The 20,677-nt window shown below is 69.7% G+C and carries 17 protein-coding genes; 13 read left to right on the top strand and 4 right to left on the bottom strand.

All coding sequences use genetic code 11. From position 1 onward, the window contains the following. Positions 1 to 52: 52 nt before the first annotated feature. Positions 53 to 1,219, bottom strand: coding sequence for a sensor histidine kinase (locus F8566_RS38110; protein ID WP_225993880.1), 1,167 nt, complete (start codon positions 1,217 to 1,219; stop codon positions 53 to 55). 139 nt (positions 1,220 to 1,358) lie between these two features. Here F8566_RS38110 and F8566_RS38105 point away from each other — a divergent pair, with 139 nt between their 5' ends. After that, positions 1,359 to 1,607 carry a helix-turn-helix transcriptional regulator gene (locus F8566_RS38105; protein ID WP_151567080.1) on the top strand — a complete coding sequence of 83 codons (249 nt, stop codon included), beginning with the start codon at positions 1,359 to 1,361 and terminating at the stop codon, positions 1,605 to 1,607. Beyond that, on the top strand, positions 1,604 to 2,221 hold the full coding sequence (locus F8566_RS38100) for a hypothetical protein (RefSeq protein WP_151567078.1): 618 nt from the start codon (positions 1,604 to 1,606) through the stop codon (positions 2,219 to 2,221). The genes F8566_RS38105 and F8566_RS38100 overlap by 4 nt, the downstream gene beginning before the upstream one ends. Positions 2,222 to 2,240: 19 nt before the next feature. Here F8566_RS38100 and glgP read toward each other — a convergent pair whose 3' ends face one another. Both glgP and F8566_RS38090 read right to left on the bottom strand, forming a co-directional pair. Next, positions 2,241 to 4,835 (bottom strand): alpha-glucan family phosphorylase, encoded by a 2,595-nt coding sequence (gene glgP, locus F8566_RS38095; protein ID WP_151567076.1) that lies wholly within the window; start codon positions 4,833 to 4,835, stop codon positions 2,241 to 2,243. A 69-nt stretch (positions 4,836 to 4,904) separates the two neighbouring features. Continuing rightward, positions 4,905 to 5,462 carry a VanZ family protein gene (locus F8566_RS38090; RefSeq protein WP_151567074.1) on the bottom strand — a complete coding sequence of 186 codons (558 nt, stop codon included), beginning with the start codon at positions 5,460 to 5,462 and terminating at the stop codon, positions 4,905 to 4,907. 190 nt (positions 5,463 to 5,652) lie between these two features. Between F8566_RS38090 and F8566_RS38085 the strand changes: the two genes are divergently transcribed. From F8566_RS38085 to F8566_RS38040, 10 genes are all read left to right on the top strand, one after another. Further along, positions 5,653 to 7,659 (top strand): alpha-1,4-glucan--maltose-1-phosphate maltosyltransferase, encoded by a 2,007-nt coding sequence (locus tag F8566_RS38085; RefSeq protein ID WP_151567072.1) that lies wholly within the window; start codon positions 5,653 to 5,655, stop codon positions 7,657 to 7,659. A gap of 74 nt (positions 7,660 to 7,733) precedes the next feature. Next, positions 7,734 to 9,473: a maltose alpha-D-glucosyltransferase gene (treS, locus tag F8566_RS38080; protein WP_151567070.1), complete on the top strand. Its 1,740-nt coding sequence runs from the start codon at positions 7,734 to 7,736 to the stop codon at positions 9,471 to 9,473. A 2-nt stretch (positions 9,474 to 9,475) separates the two neighbouring features. Continuing rightward, positions 9,476 to 10,894 carry a maltokinase N-terminal cap-like domain-containing protein gene (locus F8566_RS38075; RefSeq protein ID WP_151567068.1) on the top strand — a complete coding sequence of 473 codons (1,419 nt, stop codon included), beginning with the start codon at positions 9,476 to 9,478 and terminating at the stop codon, positions 10,892 to 10,894. A 501-nt stretch (positions 10,895 to 11,395) separates the two neighbouring features. Next, entirely contained in the window at positions 11,396 to 12,277 is an 882-nt protein-coding gene (locus F8566_RS38070) for a glycosyltransferase family 2 protein (protein ID WP_151567066.1), read from the top strand. Between the two features lie 14 nt (positions 12,278 to 12,291). Next, complete coding sequence (locus F8566_RS38065) at positions 12,292 to 13,386, top strand: GNAT family N-acetyltransferase (RefSeq protein WP_151567064.1); 1,095 nt, start codon at positions 12,292 to 12,294, stop codon at positions 13,384 to 13,386. Beyond that, complete coding sequence (locus tag F8566_RS38060; RefSeq protein WP_225993879.1) at positions 13,383 to 14,483, top strand: glycosyltransferase family 2 protein; 1,101 nt, start codon at positions 13,383 to 13,385, stop codon at positions 14,481 to 14,483. The genes F8566_RS38065 and F8566_RS38060 overlap by 4 nt, the downstream gene beginning before the upstream one ends. After that, positions 14,483 to 15,319 carry a polysaccharide deacetylase family protein gene (locus F8566_RS38055; RefSeq protein ID WP_151567062.1) on the top strand — a complete coding sequence of 279 codons (837 nt, stop codon included), beginning with the start codon at positions 14,483 to 14,485 and terminating at the stop codon, positions 15,317 to 15,319. Before F8566_RS38060 ends, F8566_RS38055 begins: the two co-directional genes overlap by 1 nt. Then, entirely contained in the window at positions 15,312 to 16,670 is a 1,359-nt protein-coding gene (locus tag F8566_RS38050) for a lipopolysaccharide biosynthesis protein (protein ID WP_151567059.1), read from the top strand. The genes F8566_RS38055 and F8566_RS38050 overlap by 8 nt, the downstream gene beginning before the upstream one ends. Positions 16,671 to 16,677: 7 nt before the next feature. Further along, the gene (locus F8566_RS38045; RefSeq protein WP_151567057.1) at positions 16,678 to 18,876 is read left to right on the top strand and encodes a hypothetical protein; all 2,199 of its coding nucleotides are present in this window, start codon (positions 16,678 to 16,680) and stop codon (positions 18,874 to 18,876) included. Further along, positions 18,873 to 19,256 carry a hypothetical protein gene (locus tag F8566_RS38040; RefSeq protein WP_151567055.1) on the top strand — a complete coding sequence of 128 codons (384 nt, stop codon included), beginning with the start codon at positions 18,873 to 18,875 and terminating at the stop codon, positions 19,254 to 19,256. Before F8566_RS38045 ends, F8566_RS38040 begins: the two co-directional genes overlap by 4 nt. Positions 19,257 to 19,280: 24 nt before the next feature. On the opposite strand, the gene F8566_RS38035 is transcribed toward F8566_RS38040, so the two are convergent. Continuing rightward, positions 19,281 to 20,039: a GntR family transcriptional regulator gene (locus F8566_RS38035; RefSeq protein ID WP_151567053.1), complete on the bottom strand. Its 759-nt coding sequence runs from the start codon at positions 20,037 to 20,039 to the stop codon at positions 19,281 to 19,283. 148 nt (positions 20,040 to 20,187) lie between these two features. On the opposite strand from F8566_RS38035, the gene F8566_RS38030 reads away from it, so the two are divergent. Beyond that, positions 20,188 to 20,406 (top strand): hypothetical protein, encoded by a 219-nt coding sequence (locus tag F8566_RS38030; protein WP_151567051.1) that lies wholly within the window; start codon positions 20,188 to 20,190, stop codon positions 20,404 to 20,406. The last annotated feature ends 271 nt before the right edge of the window (positions 20,407 to 20,677 follow it).

Here is a 20,677-nt window from a genome sequence, read left to right as displayed (position 1 = left end):
TCCTACCGCGTCTGGTGCAGGGCCTCCGCTTTCCTACATCGCGAGATGTAGGTCAGCCAGGGAGGGGAATCCTCGCCTCCACCCGGAAACCGCCCTCGGGCCGCGGATGCGCGGTCAGGGTCCCGCCGAGCGCCTCGGCGCGTTCGGTCATGCCGCGGATGCCGTTGCCCGGCTGGGAGTCCGGCTCGGCACGGCCGTCATCGTCGATCTGGACGTGCACGGCGGCGGCCGTGTACCGGATCCGCACGGTCACCGTCGTGGCGCCGGAGTGCTTGGTCACGTTGGTGAGGGCCTCCTGGACGATGCGGAACGCGGCCAGGTCGGCTTCGGGCGGGAGCGGGCGCGGGTCGCCTTCGATCTCGGTGCGGACGGCCGGGCCGACCGGACGGGAGGTCAGCTCCTCAAGCCGGTCCAGCCCGGGCGGCGGGACGACGGGGGCCGCCTCGTCCACCTGGCGCAGCACGCCCAGGGTGGTGCGCAGCTCGCGGAGCGTCTCCTTGCTGGTCTCCTTGATCGCGGTGAGGGCCTCGGCGGCGCGGGCGGGATCCTTGCCGTACAACGCGGCGTTGGCCTGCACGTTGATCAGCGAGATGTTGTGGCCGAGCACGTCGTGCAGCTCGCGGGCGATCCGCAGCCGTTCCTCGGTGGTCCGCCGGAGCGCCTCCTGCTCGCGGCCCCGCTCGGCCGCCACGGCGCGCAGCTCGGCCTCGCGCAGGTAGGCGTGGCGGTTGTGCACCACGGCGCCGATCGCGATGACCGCGACGAACCAGCCCGCGAGGAGGTAGAGCCCGGCGTCGGCGAGGTGGTTGACATCGCTGCGGATCTCGCCGTAGGCGACCGCCGCCATGGCGGCCGAGCCGATGACCGACGCGACGATCAGATGGCCCTGGGCGGCGGCCGTGTAGAGCGCGACGACGAACACGATCATCATCGGCCCGTCGGGCTCGGTCACCGGGTAGTAGACCGCGCTCGCCGCCGCCGTGACGATCACCACCACGACGGGGTGGCTGCGCCGCCAGACCAGCGCGCCGCAACCGACGATCACGAGCGGCCAGCCCAGACCCGGCATCAGGCCGCGCTCGTGGTCGTCCGCCATCCGGGCCGCCATCGCGGTGGCGATGGCGGCGAACAGGACCAGTGCCAGCACGAGGTCGGCGGTCCGGCCGCGCAGCGGCCAGTTTCGTGGCCTTTCCCTGCTCGCGGGCCTTCTCCTGCTCACGGGTCAATCCTGCCAGGGATACGCGATCAACAGTCTGTTGCAGTTCTGCGAACGAATGTAGTATAACTACTATCACTTGACGCAGACATACAGAGTTATGTCGTGATGACCATACGGAGAGAGGAGGGCTGCCCGGCCGATGTCCCCGAGCAAGGACGACAAAGAGCACGTCTTCAACCGGATCCCGATGCTCCGCGCCGAGCGTGGCGTCTCGCGCCGCGATCTGGCCGCCGCGCTCGGCGTCCACTACCAGACCATCGGCTATCTCGAACGCGGCGAGTACAGCCCCAGCCTTCACCTGGCGCTGCGCATCGCCGACTACTTCGAGGTGCCCGTCGAGGTCGTCTTCTCCCTCGCCCCGTTCCCCCGGATTGGAAGCACATCATGATGAACGCCAAGACGCACGAAGGCTCCGGCAGGTGGGGCGAGCAGCGCAGGAAGTCGCAGGCCAGGCGAGCCGAGCGCCTTCAGAAGATGGACGCCGAGTTGGAGCGGCGCCTGCCCGCCCGCTATGCCCGGCAGCGCAACCGCCGCATCGTGGCGAGCATGGGCGCGGGCCTGCTGGGCCTGCTCTGGGTGGACGCCGCCATCTCATGGGCGCTGGCCCCCTCCGACACCGCGATGATCGCCAACTTCGTGATCCTCGGCGTCCTCGTGGTGCTCGGGTTCCCGGTGGCGGGCCAGCTCATCGCGATCACCCGGGGCATGATCTTCAAGCGCGAGCACGAGCTCGACGAGCGCCAGCAGCTCGCACGGCTCCGCGCGTTCTCCACCGCGCACAAGGGCACGACGACGTTGATCATCCTGGCCACCGCCGCGACGATGTTCGCAGACGGCGACGACGACCTGCACGTCCCGTCCGCCGCCCTCTTCCTGATCCTCTTTGCCCTCCTCGTCACCCACGCGCTGTTGCCGCAGGTCGTGGCGACCTGGCAGATGCCGGACCCGCCCGCCGAGGACGACGAGGACCTGGCGAACGCGAACGCCGGCCACACCGCCTAGCGGCGGCACTCCGGTGCTCCTAGCGCAGGTCTCCGTTGGTCATGCCGTGCGGCGCCGGTGGCAGGGCGACCAGGCCCATCTCCGCGCGGCCGGACAACATCGGGTGGCTGGGCACGACGCGCACGCTGTAGCCGAACGCGCCGCTCCTGGCCAGCGGGACCTCGCCGACATAGCGGAGCAGGCCGTTCTCCACTGGCTCGCCGCCGGTGAGCTCCAGGTAGGCCGGATCGATCAGGGCGTCGGAGTCGTCCACACGGCCGTAGGCGATCTCGACGGCGACGTCGCCCTGGTCGAGCCCGCCCAGGTCGGCCACGACCCGCACCGGCAGGTTCGAGCCGACGTGCGGGCTCTCCTCCCCGCTCGTCTCGACGTGCTCGACCGCGACACCCGGCCAGGCCTTGATGATCTTCTGCTTCCACGCCGACAGCGCCCGGGCGCCCGCGTACCCGTCGGCGGCCATCGCCCGCCCGGACGTGGCGGCAGGGGCGTAGAGGTCGAGCACGTAGTCGCGGACCATCCGCGACGCCAGCACCTTCGGCCCCAGCGTGACGATGGTGTGCTTGACCATCTCCAGCCAGCGGCGCGGCAGCCCGGCCGGGTCGCGGTCGTAGAACATCACCGAGACATGGTCCTCGATCAGCTCGTACAGCGCCCCGGCCTCGATCTCGTCGCGGCGGTCGGGGGCGGCCAGCCCGTCGGCGGACGGGATGGCCCAGCCGTTCTGGCCGTCGAACCACTCGTCCCACCAGCCGTCGCGGATCGACAGGTTCAGCCCGCCGTTCAGCGCCGCCTTCATGCCGGACGTGCCGCACGCCTCCAGCGGCCGGAGCGGGTTGTTCATCCACACGTCGCAGCCCTGGGTGAGGGACCGTCCGAGGTCCATGTCGTAGTCGGGCAGGAAGACGATCCTGTGCCGCACGTCCTCCTGGTCGGCGAAGCGCACGATGTCCTGGATCAGGCGCTTGCCGCCCTCGTCGGCGGGGTGCGCCTTGCCCGCGATCACGATCTGGACGGGCCGTTCGGGGTGCAGCAGCAGCGCGCGGAGCCGCTCGGGGTCGCGCATCATCAGGGTGAGCCGCTTGTATGAGGGGACGCGGCGCGCGAACCCGATCGTCAGCACGTCGGGATCGAGGGCCTCGGCGACCCACGACAGCTCGGCGCCGCTCGCCCCGCGCTGCCGCCACGACTCGCGCAGCCGCCGCCGCGCGTCCCGGACGAGGCGTTCGCGCAGCGTCCGGCGCACCCGCCACATCTCGTTCTCCGGGACGTTCCGGACGCGCTCCCAGCCGCGCGAGGACTCCACCACGTCCGGCACCTCGCGCGCGGCCAGGTCGAGGACCTCACGGGCCACCCACGTGCCGGCGTGCACGCCGTTGGTGATCGACCCGACCGGCACCTCCGCGGTGTCGAAACCGCCCCACAGGCCGCCGAACATCTCGCGGCTGACCTCGCCGTGCAGCCGGCTGACCCCGTTGACGCGCTGGGCCAGCCGCATCCCCATCACGGCCATGTTGAACACGGTGCGGTCACCGTCGGCGTAGTCCTCCGCCCCCAGCGCGAGCACGCGGTCGACGGGCACGTCGGGTTCCTCGTTCACCCCGCCGAAGTACTTGTGGATCAGTTCTCGCGGGAACCGGTCGATGCCCGCCGGCACCGGCGTGTGCGTGGTGAACACGGTGCCCGCGCGCGCCGCTTCGAGGGCCTCGTCGAAGGTCAGCCCGGACTCCGACACCAGCTCCCGGATGCGTTCCAGCCCGAGGAAGCCCGCGTGGCCCTCGTTCGTGTGGAACACCTCGGGCGCCGGATGCCCGCTGATGCGGCAGTACGCGCGGATGGCGCGGACCCCGCCGATGCCCAGCAGCATCTCCTGGAGGAGCCGGTGATCGCCGCCGCCGCCGTACAGCCGGTCGGTGACGTCCCGGGCGGCCTGGTCGTTGTCCTCGACATCGGAGTCGAGCAGGAGCTGCGGGACCCGCCCGACCTGCGCCAGCCACACCTGGGCGTGCAGATCGCGCCCCTGCGGAAGGCCGATGGTGACACGCACCGGGACCCCGGCGGCGTCCCGCAGCAGGGTGAGCGGCAGCCCGTTCGGGTCGAACGTGGGATAGCGCTCCAGCTGCCACCCGTCCGGCGACAGTGACTGCGAAAAGTAGCCGTGGCGGTAGAGGAGTCCGACCCCGATGAGGGGCACGCCGAGATCGCTGGCGGTCTTGAGGTGGTCCCCGGCCAGGATGCCGAGGCCTCCCGAGTACTGCGGCAGCGCGGCGGTGATCCCGTACTCCGGCGAGAAGTACGCGATGGCCTCGGGTGCGTCGTCGAGGTCCTGGTACCAGTGCGGCGCGGTCAGGTACTCGTTCAGCTCTTCGGCCGCGTCCTGCAGGCGGCGCAGGAACCGCCGGTCGACCGCGAGCAGGGACAACCGCTCCGGCGAGACCTCGCCGAGCAGCCGGACCGGATCATGGCCGACGGTCTCCCACAAGTCGGGATCGACCGCCCGGAAAAGGTCGAGCGTCTCGTGGTGCCACGACCAGCGCAGATTGAGCACGAGCTGCTCAAGCTGGCGCAGCGGGGCAGGAAGGACAGAACGTACGGTGAATCGTCGGATTGCCTTCACGTACGGCAACGCTATGTGGTGACCCCACCAGAATGCGACCCCGCATGACGACAACGTCACCAGATGGATCTATGTGAGACCGGCCGGCCCGCGTCCGGAGCCACGGCTGGATCCATGTGAGGAATCCGCCAAATGCCGCACGGCAACGGCCGCGGCGGCGCCTACGGCGGTGCCGAACGAGTTGTAGGCCCAGTCGCCGGGGTCGCACTCGCGGCCCGGGTCAAGGACCTGCAAAAACTCCACCACCACGAACGCACCCGCCATGATCGCGGGCGCGACGACGACCCGGCGCGTCGCCAGGACCGCCAGGAAGCCGCACGGCACCCACAACGCGACGTTCATCACGTCCTCGATCCCCCGCGTCCCGAAGATCCGCACTGACCACGCCATGTCCCCGGCTGGATCGCTCAGGCACTGCGCCGCCCGCGCGCCCGTGTCCGGGCCGATGCTCATCGGCAGCGTCATCGACAGCACGAGCCCCGTCCACAGGAGGAGCGCCAGCGTCGGAACCGGCGCCCAGCCGGCGCGCCGGGCAAAGGGCCGCCAGATGAGGACGAGCAGCACGGCGGCGAGCAGCGCCCACAGGGACAGCGCGCGGAGGGCCTCGACCGGAACGTGGTGCGGCACAACCGGACAGACGATCCATCGGGTCAAAGGGTTCGCGCACCACTGGCCGGAGACGGTCACGTTACGGTCGGCATTCGGCAAGTCGCACAAAGTTATCGAAAGCTACAGGACGGTAAGGGGCCGATCGCGGGCATGGACGGTTTTGGAAATCGCGAGCGGGTAGAGGTGGCGCATGCGTGTGGAGTCCAGAATGTCCGGCAAGCCCGATTCGCCGACGGTGGGGCCGAAGATCGGCCGCATCCCCATCCTGGACGTCGAACCCGGTCGCAGCTGCGGTGACTGGCCTGCCAAGGCCGTGATCGGCGAGACCTTCACGGTCTCGGCCACGGTGTTCCGCGAAGGCCACGAGATGCTCGGCGCCGCCGTGGTGCTGCGGACACCGGACGGCGACGTGCTCCCGCCGGTCACGCTGGCCGGGCACGACGACGGCACCGACCGGCTGCACGCCGAGGTGACACCGACCGAGCCCGGGAAATGGCACTACCGCGTCGAGGCCTGGGGCGACCCGATCGCGCACTGGCGGCACGACGCGCTCATCAAGATCCCGCGGGGGCAGGACGTCGAGCTCATGCTCGCCGAGGGGGCGCTGCTCTTCGAGCGCGCGGCGCAGGGCGTGCCCGCCAAGGACCGTGCGCGCCTCGTCCGGCTGGCCAAGCTGCTCGGCGACGTGACCACCGACGCCGCCGAACGCCTCGACGCGGCGTGCGGCCCCGACGTGGTCGAACTGCTGGAGCGGCACCCGCTGCGCGAGCTGGTGACCGACTCGGCGTGGTACCCCCTCATCGTGCACCGTGAGCGCGCGCTGATCGGCTCGTGGTACGAGTTCTTCCCGCGGTCGGAGGGCGCCTCGTTCGACCCGCTCGGCCGCCGCGGCCCCATGTCCGGCACGTTCCGCACGGCGGCCAAGCGCCTGCCCGCGATCGCCGACATGGGCTTCGACGTCGTCTACCTCCCGCCGATCCACCCGATCGGCGCCACCTTCCGCAAGGGCCCCAACAACACGCTCGAAGCGGGGCCGTACGACCCCGGCTCGCCATGGGCGATCGGCTCGGCGGAGGGCGGCCACGACGCGATCCACCCCGACCTGGGCACGCTCGACGACTTCAAGGCCTTCGTCGAGGCCACGGCCGACCTCGGCATGGAGGTCGCGCTCGACCTGGCCCTGCAGTGCTCCCCCGACCACCCGTGGGTCACCGAGCATCCCGAGTGGTTCACCAAGCGGGCCGACGGCTCCATCGCCTACGCCGAGAATCCGCCCAAGAAGTACCAGGACATCTACCCGCTCAACTTCGACAACGACCCCGAAGGCATCTACCGCGAGGTCCTGCGGGTGGTGCGGCACTGGATGGACCACGGCGTGCGGATCTTCCGCGTGGACAACCCGCACACCAAGCCGGTGCCGTTCTGGGAACGGCTGCTGGCCGAGATCGCCGGGACCGATCCCGACGTGATCTTCCTGGCCGAGGCGTTCACCCGGCCGGCCATGATGCACACCCTCGCCAAGATCGGCTTCCACCAGTCCTACACGTACTTCACCTGGAAGAACTCTCAGTGGGAGCTGGAGCAGTACTTCACCGAGCTGGCCGGCCCGGCCGCCGCCTACATGCGGCCCAACGTCTTCGTCAACACGCCTGACATCCTCAACGAGTACCTCGTGCACGGCGGCCGCCCGGCGTTCGAGATCCGGGCGATCCTCGCCGCGCTGCTGTCCCCCACCTGGGGGGTCTACTCCGGCTACGAGCTGATTGAGAACGTTCCCGTCCGTCCCGGCAGTGAGGAGTACCGCGACTCGGAGAAATACCAGTACCGCCCGCGTGACTGGGAGCGGGCCGAACGCGAGGGCGCGAGCATCGCGCCGCTCATCGGCCGGCTCAACGGTTTCCGGCGCGCACATCCGGCCCTGCGCAGGCTGCGCAACCTGCGCTTCCATTCCGTCGACCAGCACGAGTTCATCTGCTTCTCCAAGAAGCTCCTGGACGACGTGGTGCTGGCCGTGGTCAACCTCAATCCCCATCAGGTCCGTGAGGCGACGGTCCATCTCGACCTGCACGCACTCGGGCTCGCCCCTGACGCGGAGTTCGCCGTGACCGACGAACTCTCCGGCGAGACCTACACCTGGCGGCAGGCGAACTATGTACGCCTCGACCCTCACGTCCAGCCGGCCCACATTTTCACGCTCCGGAGTAACGAGAGTTGAGCAGTCCGCAGTCTTCACCAGGGCCAATTCCCCGCGACGAACCGATCCCCGAGCTACCGCCCGAAGCCGTCCCTGTGACCTCCGAGCCCGTCCCCGACTCGTTCAGCCCGGGGACACCCCGCGACCCGCACTGGTACAAGACCGCCGTCTTCTACGAGGTGGCGGTGCGCAGCTTTCACGACTCCGACGGCAACGGGGTCGGTGACCTGCGCGGCTTGATCCAGCGACTCGACTACGTGGAGTGGCTGGGGGTCGACTGCTTGTGGCTGCTGCCGCTGTACCAGTCGCCGCTGCGCGACGGCGGGTACGACATCAGCGACTTCACCAAGATCCTTCCGGAGTTCGGCGAGCTCGGCGACTTCGTGGAGCTGATCGATCAGGCGCACGCGCGCGGCATCCGTGTGATCGCCGACCTGGTCATGAACCACACCTCCGACCAGCATCCGTGGTTCCAGGCGTCCCGGTCCGATCCCGACGGGCCGTTCGGCGACTTCTACGTCTGGTCCGACAACGACGAGGCCTACTCCGACGCCCGGATCATCTTCGTCGACACCGAGACCTCCAACTGGACCTACGACCCGGTGCGGGGCCAGAACTACTGGCACCGGTTCTTCTCGCACCAGCCCGATCTCAACTACGACAACCCGGCGGTGCAGGACGCGATGCTGGAGGTCCTGCGCTTCTGGCTCGACCTGGGCATCGACGGCTTCCGGCTGGACGCGGTGCCGTACCTGTACGAACGGGAGGGCACCAACTGCGAGAACCTTCCGGAGACCCACGCCTATCTCAAGCGGGTCCGCGCCGAGGTGGACCGCCTCTATCCCGACCGGGTGCTGCTGGCCGAGGCCAACCAGTGGCCGGAGGACGTGGTGGAGTACTTCGGCGACCCAGGGGTCGGCGGCGACGAATGCCACATGGCCTTCCACTTCCCGGTGATGCCGCGCATCTTCATGGCGGTACGGCGCGAGCAGCGCTACCCCATCTCCGAGATCATGGCGTCCACGCCCAAGATCCCTGAGAACTGCCAGTGGGGCATCTTCCTGCGCAACCACGACGAGCTCACGCTCGAGATGGTCACCGACGAAGAGCGCGACTACATGTACGCCGAGTACGCCAAGGATCCCCGGATGAAGGCCAACATCGGGATCCGGCGGCGGCTCGCCCCGCTGCTCGACAACGACCGCAACCAGCTGGAGCTGTTCACCGCGCTGCTGCTGTCGCTGCCCGGCTCGCCCGTCATGTACTACGGCGACGAGATCGGCATGGGCGACAACATCTGGCTCGGCGACCGCGACGCCGTCCGTACCCCCATGCAATGGGAACCCGACCGCAACGCGGGCTTCTCCAAGTGCGACCCCGCCCGGCTCTACCTGCCGGTGATCATGGACCCGATCTACGGCTACCAGGCCGTCAACGTCGAGGCCCAGCGCAACAACCCCGGATCGCTGCTGCACTGGACCCGGAAGATGATCGAGATCCGGCAGCGGCATCCGGTGTTCGGGGTCGGGTCGTACGTGGAGCTCTCCGCCTCCAACCCGAGCGTGCTGGCGTTCGTCCGGGAGATCAACGGCGGGGAGGTCAACCGCTGGGGCGGCATGGACACCGTTCTCTGCGTCAACAACCTGTCGCGGTTCCCGCAGCCGGTGGAGCTGGATCTGCGGCGGTTCGAGGGGTCCACCCCGATCGAGTGCATGGGCGGTGTGCAGTTCCCGGCCATCGGTGAGCTGCCGTACCTGCTGACGCTGCCGGGCCACGGCTTCTACTGGTTCCTGCTTCCACCACCGCATGACGCTCACGGAGACGAGGTGATGTAGAAATGGAGCCCGTCACCGGCCAGCCCGTCACCGACCTTCTCGCCGGCTGGCTGCCCCGGCAGCGGTGGTTCGCCGGCAAGGGCCGCGAGATCGACGAGATCTCCATCGCGACGGCGACCGAGCTGCGGCCCTCGGATCCGGCGGTGCACCACCTCGTCCTCGCCGTGCGGCAGGGCGAGACCTTGGACCGTTACCAGTTGCTCCTCGGCATGTGGGACGGGCTGCCGGAACGGTTGCGGCCGGGCGAGATCGGCTTGCTGCCCGGGACGAGCCGGACGTGGCTCTACGACGCCGCGCACGATCCGCAGGCGACCCGCATCCTCCTGGAACACATGGCGCAGGGGACCGTGGTGGGGCCGCTCGAGTTCCACCAGGCGCCCGGTATGGAGATCGACACCGGGCTGGACGGCGTGGTCGGCACCGCCGAGCAGAGCAACACCTCGGTGATATTCGGCGACTCCTATATCTGCAAGCTCTTCCGGCGCCTGTCGCCCGGCGTCAACCCCGACCTCGAGGTGAATCTCGCGCTGACCAACCTGGGCTGCGCCCACGTCCCCGCCGTGTACGGCTGGGTCGAGCTCGAACCGTCCGGCGGCCCCGGACTCGCCGACGACGAGGGCGCCACGCTCGCCCTGCTGTCGGAGTTCCTGCGGACCGGCACCGACGGCTGGCAGCTCGCCATCACCAGCGTGCGCGACTGGTTCGCGCGGTCGCTGCCACCGGGCACCGAACCGGACCCGGCGATCGCCGGGGGCGACTTCGCGTCCGAGTCGGAACGGCTCGGTGCCGCGACGGCGGCGGTGCACCGGGACCTGGCTGCGGCGTTCGGGGTGACGGCGCAGCCGGTCACCGCGATCAGTGCGGCGGCCGAGGGCATGCGAGAGCAGCTCGCCGAGGCGTGCCGGGACGTGCCCGAGCTGGTGCCGTACGCCAAGGCGATCAGGGCCGCCTTCGACGAGTTCGCCGGACTGGCCGGGTCGCCGCCGTTCCAGCGGATCCACGGCGACTTCCATCTCGGCCAGGCCATGCGGACCGACTCCGGATGGGTGCTGCTCGACTTCGAGGGCGAGCCGGCGCGGTCACCGGGCGAACGCCGCGCGGTCTCGCACCCGCTGCGGGACGTGGCGGGAATGTTGCGCTCCTTCGAATACGCGGCCCGATTCCTGCTCGCCGATGAGGAAGGCACGTCGGCCGAGGGCGCGCGCGAGCTGGAAATGCGCGCACATACCTGGGCGAAACGGAACCGTTCGGCATTCTGCCGCGGCTATGCGGCGGCCGGTGGCGTCGACCCCGCGGCGAATTCGATCATCGTGCGCGCATTCGAGCTCGACAAGGCGGTGTACGAGGTCCGCTATGAGGCCCGGAACCGGCCGTCCTGGCTCCATGTGCCACTGCGTTCACTCGCACATCTCAGCGACTGAACAGGGAAACGGATCGCCGGCGCCGTGCCGGCGATCCGTTTTCACCTGAGCCTCATTCGTGGTCTCGTCTCACATGCCTCACCTGCAAGTTTCACGTGCCATCACCTGCAGGGTCACGGGCCAGCGTGCGCATCCTCGCCTTAGTGAGATCAACTTACCCCTAAGGCGACATGGAGGTATACCGGCACCGCCGATCGGCATAGGCTGATCTAACAGACTGCCAGGAACACCCCATATGTGGGCAGGCGGCCATTCACATGGGCAGAATCACCATGATTCCATGGGCTGGCCACATCCGGACAATAAACGATCATTCCGTTCATCCGATTTCGGCTATTTGACCGGTAGAGCGGTGCGTGACGACGCCCTTACCAGTTGGAGCCGTACCAGGTGCGTAGTGGATCCTGCGCAACTTACGGGAGTCCCCGGGGAAGCCGCCTGAACATGATGAGCGGACCCGCCATCTAACCATTCAAGACACCAACACTTACGGGGACTCCGATGCACACTCCTGACTCGGTACGCGCCACGGGACGCGGCTCGGGGGATGTCGACGCCGCGCCGAGGGCAGCCTCCCTCAACGCGCGTTCCGCCAACATCCTGTCCGCCTCGGGCCAAACGCGGCGCTGGCCGACCGTCACCGCGGTCATCCCGACGCTCAACGAGGCCGCCAACCTCCGATGGCTCATGCCGCGGCTGACCGCGGTCGACGAGATCGTGATCGTCGACGGCGAGTCCACCGACGGGACCGTCGAGTACGTGCTGTCCGTACGGCCGGACGCGCGCATCATCGTCGAGCCTCCCACCGGTAAGGGCACCGCCATGCGGACGGGGATGGCCGCGGCTACCTCAGAAATGATCATCATGCTGGACGCCGACGGCAGCATGGACCCGGCCGAGTTCGACTCGTTCCTGGCCCTGCTCTGCCGCGGCTACGACTTCGTCAAGGGCACGCGTTACAGCTGCGGGGGCGGCTCGGACGACCTGACGGGGCTGCGCCGGCTCGGCAATTCCGTGCTCACCGGGCTGGCCAACCGGCTCTACCGGCAGAACTGGTCCGATCTCTGCTACGGCTACGTGGCGATGCGCCGCGACGCCGTCGAGCGCCTCCAGCTGGAGTCGACCGGCTTCGAGATCGAGACCGAGATGTGCGTCAACGCGGTGCGCGCCGGCCTGCGGATCGCCGAGGTCGCCAGCCACGAGACCGAGCGCCGCCACGGCGAGTCCAATCTCAACACCTGGCGGGACGGCTGGCGCGTGCTCAAGACGATGGTCCGGCTGCGCTTCCAGCGCCGCCTGGACACCCGGCCCGAGCATCTCCCCCTCGAGCCCCTTCCGTTGCATTTCCAGACGGCGGCGTTCAGCCGGACCGGGACCGAGTAAGGGACACCCCCGCGGTGAAGATCTCCATCGTCCGCCCGCGCGACCTCGGCGAGGCCGAGGTCAAGCGATGGCGCGACCTCCAGCTGACCGACCCCGACCTGTCGAGCCCGTTCCTCGCGCCGGAGTTCACCATCGGCGTCGACCGATACCGCGACGACCCCAGTGGCAGGGCGCGCGGCAGAGTCCGGGTCGCGGTCGTTGAGGACGACACCGGGATCGTCGCGTTCTTCCCGTACGAACGCGGCCCGCTGGGCATCGGCCATCCGGTCGGGTTCGGCCTGACCGACCTACAGGGCATCATCGCCGCGCCCGATCTGCGGCTGGACGCGCGCGCCCTGCTGCGCGCCTGCGGCCTCGGCGTCTGGGACTTCGACCACCTGCTGGCCCGCCAGCAGATGTTCGCCCCGTTCCACACCGTCCGGCGGGTGGAGCCGGTGATGGATCTGAGCGGCGGCTTCGACGCGTTCGTCGAAAAGGCCCGGCAGGCCGCGCCCAAGACCCACAAGACCATCCGGTACAAGGAGCGCAAGCTCAGCCGTGACGTGGGCGAGGTGCGCTATGTCTTCTCCTCTGATGACCGCGCCGACCTGCGCCGGCTGATGGAGTGGAAGTCCGACCAGTACACCCGCACGGGCCGCACCGACCGGTTCGCCAAGCCGTGGATCGTCAGGCTCGTCCAGCACTTCCACGAGACCGGGTTCGGCGTGCTCAGCGTGCTGTACGCGGGCGACGAGCCGGTCTCGTCCCACTTCGGACTGCGCAACGGGCACGTCATGGCGGGCTGGTTCCCGGCGTACGACACCCGGTTCGGCAAGTACTCGCCCGGCATGATCGGCCACATTCACCTGGCTCAGGGATGCGCCGAGAACGGCATCACCGAGATCGCGATGGGCCGCGGCGGCAAGGAGTTCAAGGAGGGCTTCACGAGCCGCGAGATCCCGATCGCCGAGGGCAGGGCCGCCCGGCTCACCCCCGGCGCCGGGCTGCACTGGATCCGCACGACCCCGCTCAACAAGGCGCGTGGCGCCGTCCTGGACAATCCCGCGCTCTACAAGCGCGCCGACCGGGTGCTCAAGACCTACGCGCGGCTGAGGGGGCGGAGCAAGTGAGCGGCCAGGTGAACGGCCGGATGAACGGCCAGGTGAACGATGTCGGATTCTCCGTCGTGATCTGCGCCTACACCGAGAAGCGCTGGGACGACGTGCACGCGGCGGTGGCCTCCGTTCGCAACCAGCGGCACGCGCCCGCGGAGATCATCGTGGTCGTCGACCACAACCCGGCGCTGTACGCCCGGCTCCAGCGGTCCCTCACCGGCGTCACGGTGGTGGAGAACCGCGAGGGCCGCGGCCTGTCCGGCGGCAAGAACACCGGCGTCGCGGTCGCACGCGGTGACGTGGTGGCCTTCCTCGACGACGACGCGGTCGCCGCGCCCGGCTGGCTGGAGGCGTTCGCGCGGCACTACGACGACCCGGCGGTGGCCGGGGTCGGCGGTCTGACCCTGCCGATGTGGCCGGGCTCCACCCCGTCCAGCGAGCTCATCTCGGCTCCCGTGCCGGAGACGACCGGGACGCGGCCGGGCTGGTTCCCTGAGGAGTTCGACTGGACCGTCGGATGCACCTACCGCGGCATGCGGCCCGGCCCGATCCGCAACCTCATGGGCGGCAACGCCTCGTTCCGCCGGGAGATGTTCCCGGTCGCGGGCGGCTTCAGCACCGGGATCGGCCGCAGCTTCCACAAGCGGCCGCTCGGTTGCGAGGAGACCGAGTTCTGCATCCGGTTGCGGCAGCGCAGCCCGAAGTCGGAGCTGGTCTACGACGACCAGGCGGTGATCTGGCACCGCGTGCCGCCCGAGCGTGCGCGCTTCTCCTACTTCCGCGAGCGCTGCTACGCCGAGGGCCTGTCCAAGGCCCTGGTCACGCAGAGCGTCGGCAGCCAGGACGGCCTCGCCAGCGAGCGTGCCCACGCGCTCAAGACCCTGCCGCGCGGCGCGGTGAAGGGCCTCGGCGACGCCTTCCGCGGCGAGCCGGCCGGGATCGGCCGCGCCGCCGCCATCACGGTCGGGCTCGCGTGGACCGCGTGGGGGTACGGGGTGGGGCTCGGCGCCGCACGCCTCCAGGCCCGCCGCGAGAGGCGGGCCCTGGCACGAGGGCGGAACCGGGCACGGGGACGGACCCGAGGGCGACCGGGCGGCGAAGGGGTCGCCTGATGAGCGATCACGAGACGGCGAACGGCGTTCCCGTCCTGATGTACCACTCGATCAGCGAGCGGCCGTCGCGCGAGACGGCGGGGCTCGCGGTACGGCCCGGCGCGTTCGCCGACCAGATGGCGCTGCTGAGGGAACGCGGCTTCACGCCCGTGCCGTTCTCGGCGGTGGCGACGCCGCCGGAGGGCGGCCTGCCGGACAAGCCGGTGGTCATCACGTTCGACGACGGGTACGCCGACTTCCACGAGCACGCGCTGCCCGTCCTCGACGAGCACGGCTTCACCGCGACGGTCTTCGTCACCACCGGCTGGCTGGCCGACGCCGGGGACGACGCGGCCGGGCGCCCGCTCGACCGCATGCTGGCGTGGGAACAGGTCCGCGAGGCCGCCGCGCACGGCATCGAGATCGGCGGGCACAGCCACAGCCACCCCCAGCTCGACCAGCTCGGCGACGCCGACCTGCGCTCGGAGCTCACCCGCAACCGTGGCCTGCTCGAAGATCGGCTCGGCCGGGCGGTGACCACGATGGCCTATCCGTATGGATACTCCAGCGTGCGGGTCCGGCGTGCCGTCCGGGCCGCGGGGTATGACGCTGCGTGTTCGGTCGAGAACAGGCTCGGCCATGTCCCACAAAGCAGCGTCCCTCAGGGCACCGATCCGGACAGGCTCGCGATCCCCCGTCTGACCGTACGCATGTCCACCTCGCTCGACACGTTCGGACGGGTCGTGGACGGAAGGGGCATCCCCCTGATCTATCTCAAGGACCGCGCCCTCACCCGGGGGTACGCCGTCGTGCGCCGGACGCGGTACGCGGCACGGCGGGTGAGCCGCCGTGTCTGATCCCGGGGTCCTCGCACCGCAACCACCGGGAGAGCCAGGCTGGCTGCGCCGTGAGCTGTCCAACCCGCTGTTCCGCAACGCCTACGCGCTGGTCGCCAACGGCGGGCTCACCGGGCTCCTGGGGCTGGCCTACTGGGCGCTGGGCGCCAAGTTCTACGCCCCCGACGACGTCGGCCGGAACTGGGCCGTCATCCAGGCGATCATGTTCGTCGGCAGCGTGACGATGCTCAACTTCCTGCTGATCCGGTTCATCCCGCAGACCGCGCGGAACACCCGCTCCCTGGTGCTCGTCTGCTACGGCACCGGGGCGGCCGCCGCGAGCCTGCTGGCGCTGGGCTTCATCGCGACGCTGGACCTCTGGGGGCCGTCCTTCCGGCACCTGACCGACTGGAAGGCGGCCGCGTGGTTCCTCGCGATGGCCGTCGCCTGGAACCTGTGGAACCAGCAGGAGGGCGTCTTCACCGGCCTGCGGCACGCCGGCTGGGTGCCGGTCGTCAACGCCGCCTTCGGCGCGGTCAAGCTGGTCATGCTGGTGGCACTGGCGGCGGCGTTCCCCGACGACGGCATCACGCTGTCATGGTTCGTGCCGGTGATGATCGCCCTGATCCCGGTCAGCTTCCTGATCTTCGGCCGCATGATCCCGGTGCACAGCCGGGAGAACTTCGGCCGCGGGCCGCGACCCACGCACCGCGAGATCGGCCGGTACCTGGGCGGCGCCTATGTGGGCGGCGCGTTCCAGTACGCCTCGATCAGCCTCATCCCGGTCGTGGTCGCCGCACAGATCAGCCAGACCACCAACGCCTACTTCCAGATGGCCTGGGCGCTCGGCATGATGCTCGACCTGCTGGCGCTCACGCTGTCGATGTCGCTGACGGTCGAGGGTTCGTTCGAACTTGAGAAGCTCGCGGAGTCGACCAAGGCGGCCCTGCGCCGCACGCTGATGCTGATGACGCCGGTCGTGGTCGTCGTGATCGTCGCGGCGCCGTTCGCGCTGGAGTTCTTCGGCCACCAGTACAGCGAGAAGGGCGCGCCGCTGCTGCAGATCCTGGCCCTCGCGGTGTTGCCCAAGGCGCTGATCGAGCTCTACATCGGCGTGCTGCGCGTGGAGAACCGCACCCGCCTGATCGCGCTCCTGCAGGCGATCCGCTTCGCGGGGACGCTGGCGCTGATCATGGTGCTCTTCGACGCCGAGCATCTGGCCACCATCGGCCTGATCGTCGTCGGCGTGAACGTCGTGGTGGCCGCGGCGATTTTGCCCGGATTGCTGAAGGCGGCCAAGGCAAAGCCTTCCCACGCCCACGAAGGGCGGGATATCTCTGAGGGAGGTGGGGGTCATAGTCATGGGGGGTGAAGCGCGTGTGACGGTTCGCCAGGCCTCGCAGAGCGGTGGGGGTGCTCCTCGCGCGCAGCAGGCCGTCCAGCCGCCGGCGCCGCAGACCCCGCGGCCGGTGCTGATCGCCCTGGGCGCGATGGTGACGCTGGGGCTCATGTTGTTCTGGTTGCCGCTGCGCGGCGTCGACCTCGAAGCCATGGACGGCTACGGGCTCATCGGCGTGCTGCCGATCGCCACCCTGCTCGGCGCGGTGGTGCTCGTGCTCACGTTCATGGCGACGCTGGCCCTGGCCCGGCCGCACCAGCTGCTGCTGGCCGCGCAGATACTGCTACTGATCATCACGCTGCACGGCGTGACGCTGGCGCTGGAGCCCATCGCGCGCTTCCCCACCGCGTGGCAGACCGGTGGCTTCATCGAGTACGTGACGCGCAACCACACGGTCAGCTGGGATCTGGACGCCCGCTTCTCGACCCCCGGTTTCTTCGCGTTCATCGCGTTCGTCATGAAGGCGGTCGGCCAGAACGACATCGAGCCGCTGCTGCGCTGGGCGCCCACCGTCACCAACCTGCTCTATCTGATCCCCTACATCCTGATCCTGCGGGTGCTGCGGGCGACCTGGCGGGCCAAGTGGTTCGCGGCGTGGCTGTTCATCGCCGCCAACTGGGTGGGCCAGGACTACCTGTCACCCCAGGCGTTCGCCTACCTGCTCTATCTCTTCTTCGTGGCGATCCTGGTCAACTGGTTCCGGCACCACGATGAGAGGACGACAGGCTCGGGACGCCGCCGTAGCGGTGACACCCGCGAGCGGACGGGCGGGTTCTGGCGGATCTACAACTGGCTGTTCGGGGCCAAGGACCCCGGTGAGCTGCCCGCCAAGCCAGTGGGCGTGCGCGAGCAGTCGATCCTCCTCATCCTGCTGTTCATCCTGATCCTGGTGGGCACCGCCGCCCACCAGCTCACCCCGTTCCTGATGACGGCGTCCTGCGCCGGGCTGGTGCTGGTGCGCCGCTGCAACCTGCGCGGCCTGCCGTTCATCGCCGGGGTGGTGTACGCGGCGTGGATCAGCTTCATGACCGTGGGCTACTGGTCCAGCCGCAAGGGCGAGCTCTTCGGCGGGCTGGGCAAAGTGTTCACCAACGTCCAGCAGAGCACGGGCGGCCGGCTCGGCACCGCCTCGGGCGCCACCCAGGACATCCAGATGCTCCGCATCGTCATCGCCGTCACGGTCGTGGGCCTCGCCGTGGCCGGCCTCATGCGGCGGCGGTCCCGCGGCATTGACGACCGTGTGGCGCTCGTCCTCCTGCTGGTCCCGTTCTCCTCGTTCGGCCTGCAGAACTACGGCGGTGAGCTGGCGCTGCGCATCTACTTCTTCATGCTGCCGGCCGCCTGCCTGCTGATCGCCTATCTCTTCTTCCCGGCGCCCTTCGACGCCCCGCGCGTGCGAGATCCGAAGGTCAAGATCTGGCTGGGCCACCTGCGCACGGGCTCCCGGCGGCACTGGCCCGCCGTCGCGGCCGCCTCCGTCTTCGCCCTGCTGCTCACCGGCGGCTTCCTGTCGGTCCGCTACGGCAACGAGAAGTACGAGCAGGTGCGCAGGAGCGACGTGAAGGCCTTCGACGTCATGCTGCGCTCGACGGACGGCGCGGTGGGGGTGGTGTGGCTGAGCGCCGAGAACCCCGAGCTCGTCGGCGGCGAGCCCGTGATGCCCTGGTCGTACCGGAGCTGGGAGCGGTTCACCCGCACCCCCGTGGTCGCCAACCGCAACAACCCGGCCGACATCTCGCAGATCGTCCAGCGCCTCAAGGAGCAGGGGCCCGGTGGCTTCTTCGTCACCACCCGCAGCCATGAGGACTACCAGGTGCTGTCCGGCGGCCTGGCCTCCGACTACGCGATCAAGATGCGCCGCGCGCTGGCCGCCTCGCCCGAGCTCACGACGGTCTTCGCCGACACGGACGCCGCCGTCTACCGCCTCAAGAACCCGCCCGCCGAGCCGCGGCCCACGGTGCCCGAGCCCGCGGGGCTCGGCATGCGCAACTCGCCCTGGACGCCGGCGGGCCTCATCTACCTGCCCGTCCTGCTCGGCGTCCTGCTGACGCGCGAGCTGCGCCGCCTGCGGCTGCCGCCGAACGAGCTGCGCCGCCTCCGCCCGCTCACCGTCCTCGCGATCCCCCTGCTGATCAGTGTGGTCGCGGTCATCATCGAGAGGTTCGTGATCATCTCGTGACGATCGTGCTGGCACTGCTGCTCTTCTCCGTCCCGGGTGCGGCGTTCTGGTCCCTCATGCGCGGCTTCGACCCGGTCGGCCGGCTGGTCGTCTCCATCGCGGCGAGCATCGTCACGGTCGCGGGGGCGGCCCAGATCCTCCTCATGGCGGGTTTCTGGTCCCCCGGCTCGGGTCTGGTCGCCGTCCTGCTCCTGAGCGGTCTGGTGGCCGGTCTGGCCCGTATGCACCGGCCTCGGCGCCTCGCTCATCTGCACATCCCCCGGCCGCCGTCCCGGCCCGCGGCCGGAGCCGCGGTTCGATCGGGTGCGAATGTCACCCGGCGCGACCTCCCCGTTCGCCGCCGTGACGAGGACGAGGAGGACTGGCTCTACCGGGACTGATCGGCAGAGATCGATGACTGATCGTCAGAGGTCGATCGAGTAGTCGAGCACGACGCGGTCGGCGGGGATGACGATCTCCCGGCAGACCTCCATGACCCGGGCCAGGGAGATCATGCGGCGGGTGATCGCGAGCACGGGGACGCCGGACGAGATGTGCAGGGTGTCGGCCTCCTCAGGGGTCGGCATGCGGGATCTGACGGCCTCCTCGACCCGGGTCGGCGGATGCCCCAGGTATTCGAGCTGGGCGAGGGTGCCGCCGGGCCAGGGCTCGCGTTCGGGGTCGGCCACGGGGGTGTCCCCGACGACGTCCCAAGGCAGGTAGTTGACCGAGATCTGCTGCGGCTCGCCGCGGGCGAAGAAGACGAAGCGGCGCCGGAGGAGCTCGACGCCGGTGGGGAGCTCGAAGAGGGACGCCAGCTCTGCGTCGGCGTTCGTACGGGTGTAGCGGCGGTCGAGGCGGTAGTCGCTCCAGCCGATCCGCTGGTCGTGGGTGAACGTGGTGGCGGGCACCGCGAGCGGCCGGGTGACCGCGCGGTAGCGGTCCATCGCCACCCGGCGTGCGGGCGGCGAGACCTTGACTATGGTGCCGCCACCGCGGCGGGTCTCGATGAGCCCCTCCCCGCGCAGGAGCGCGATGGCCTGCCTGACCACGATCTCTGAGACACCGTGGCTCGCGCACAGTTCGGTCATGGTCGGCAACCGTGAGCCCTGCGGGTAGGTACCGGCCCGGATCTGGTCGCGCAGCGTGTCGGCGATCCGGAGATAGGCCGGACGGTCAGGCACGGGCGCCACCTCCCCTCGTCGCGCCGCCGGGACCGCATCTCCCCGCTATCCCTGGGGGGACGGTCCGCTTACGGATAGCTTGACACCACTTATAACCGAGTAAGACTTGTGTATACGAAACATCCAGCTCGGGGAAAGGACGACCTTGATGGGCGACTTCGACGAGTTGAAGGCGGCCATCGAGTCGGACCATCCCGGGTGGCTGGTCTGGCGCAGCGACGCCGGTCGCTGGTACGCCACGCGCAGTGGAGACCTCACGGACGCCCAACTCCAGGCGGGATACGCGATGACGGTCGCCGCCGACGACTCCGAGGGGCTGCGCGAGCTCCTCGCCGAACAGACGCGCAAGGACCGTGAGGGGAACTGATGCGGGGATCGGGAGGCCGGACGGCCCGGTCCGTCGACGGGGGCGGACCGGGCCGCGGTCGTTTCCGGTACGGAAGGGACCTGTGTCGCTGAGGTGACACAGGAGTGGAGGCCTGGTCGGTGGGGTTGATGTCACCCACCCGGCCAGCAGGACGTGACCGCACGGACGGCACTTGGCGCGGCCCCCGACACAGTGTCGTGCCGCCCGTGCGGTCGCCGATCCCGGCACGGGCTTACGGCCGTCACATTTTCTTTTAAGGGCGCGAGCCGGG

The organism is Actinomadura rudentiformis (assembly GCF_008923185.1).
Taxonomy (GTDB): domain Bacteria; phylum Actinomycetota; class Actinomycetes; order Streptosporangiales; family Streptosporangiaceae; genus Spirillospora; species Spirillospora rudentiformis.
Note: the sequence above shows the minus strand (reverse complement) of the source record. Positions and strands in the feature narration are given on the sequence as shown.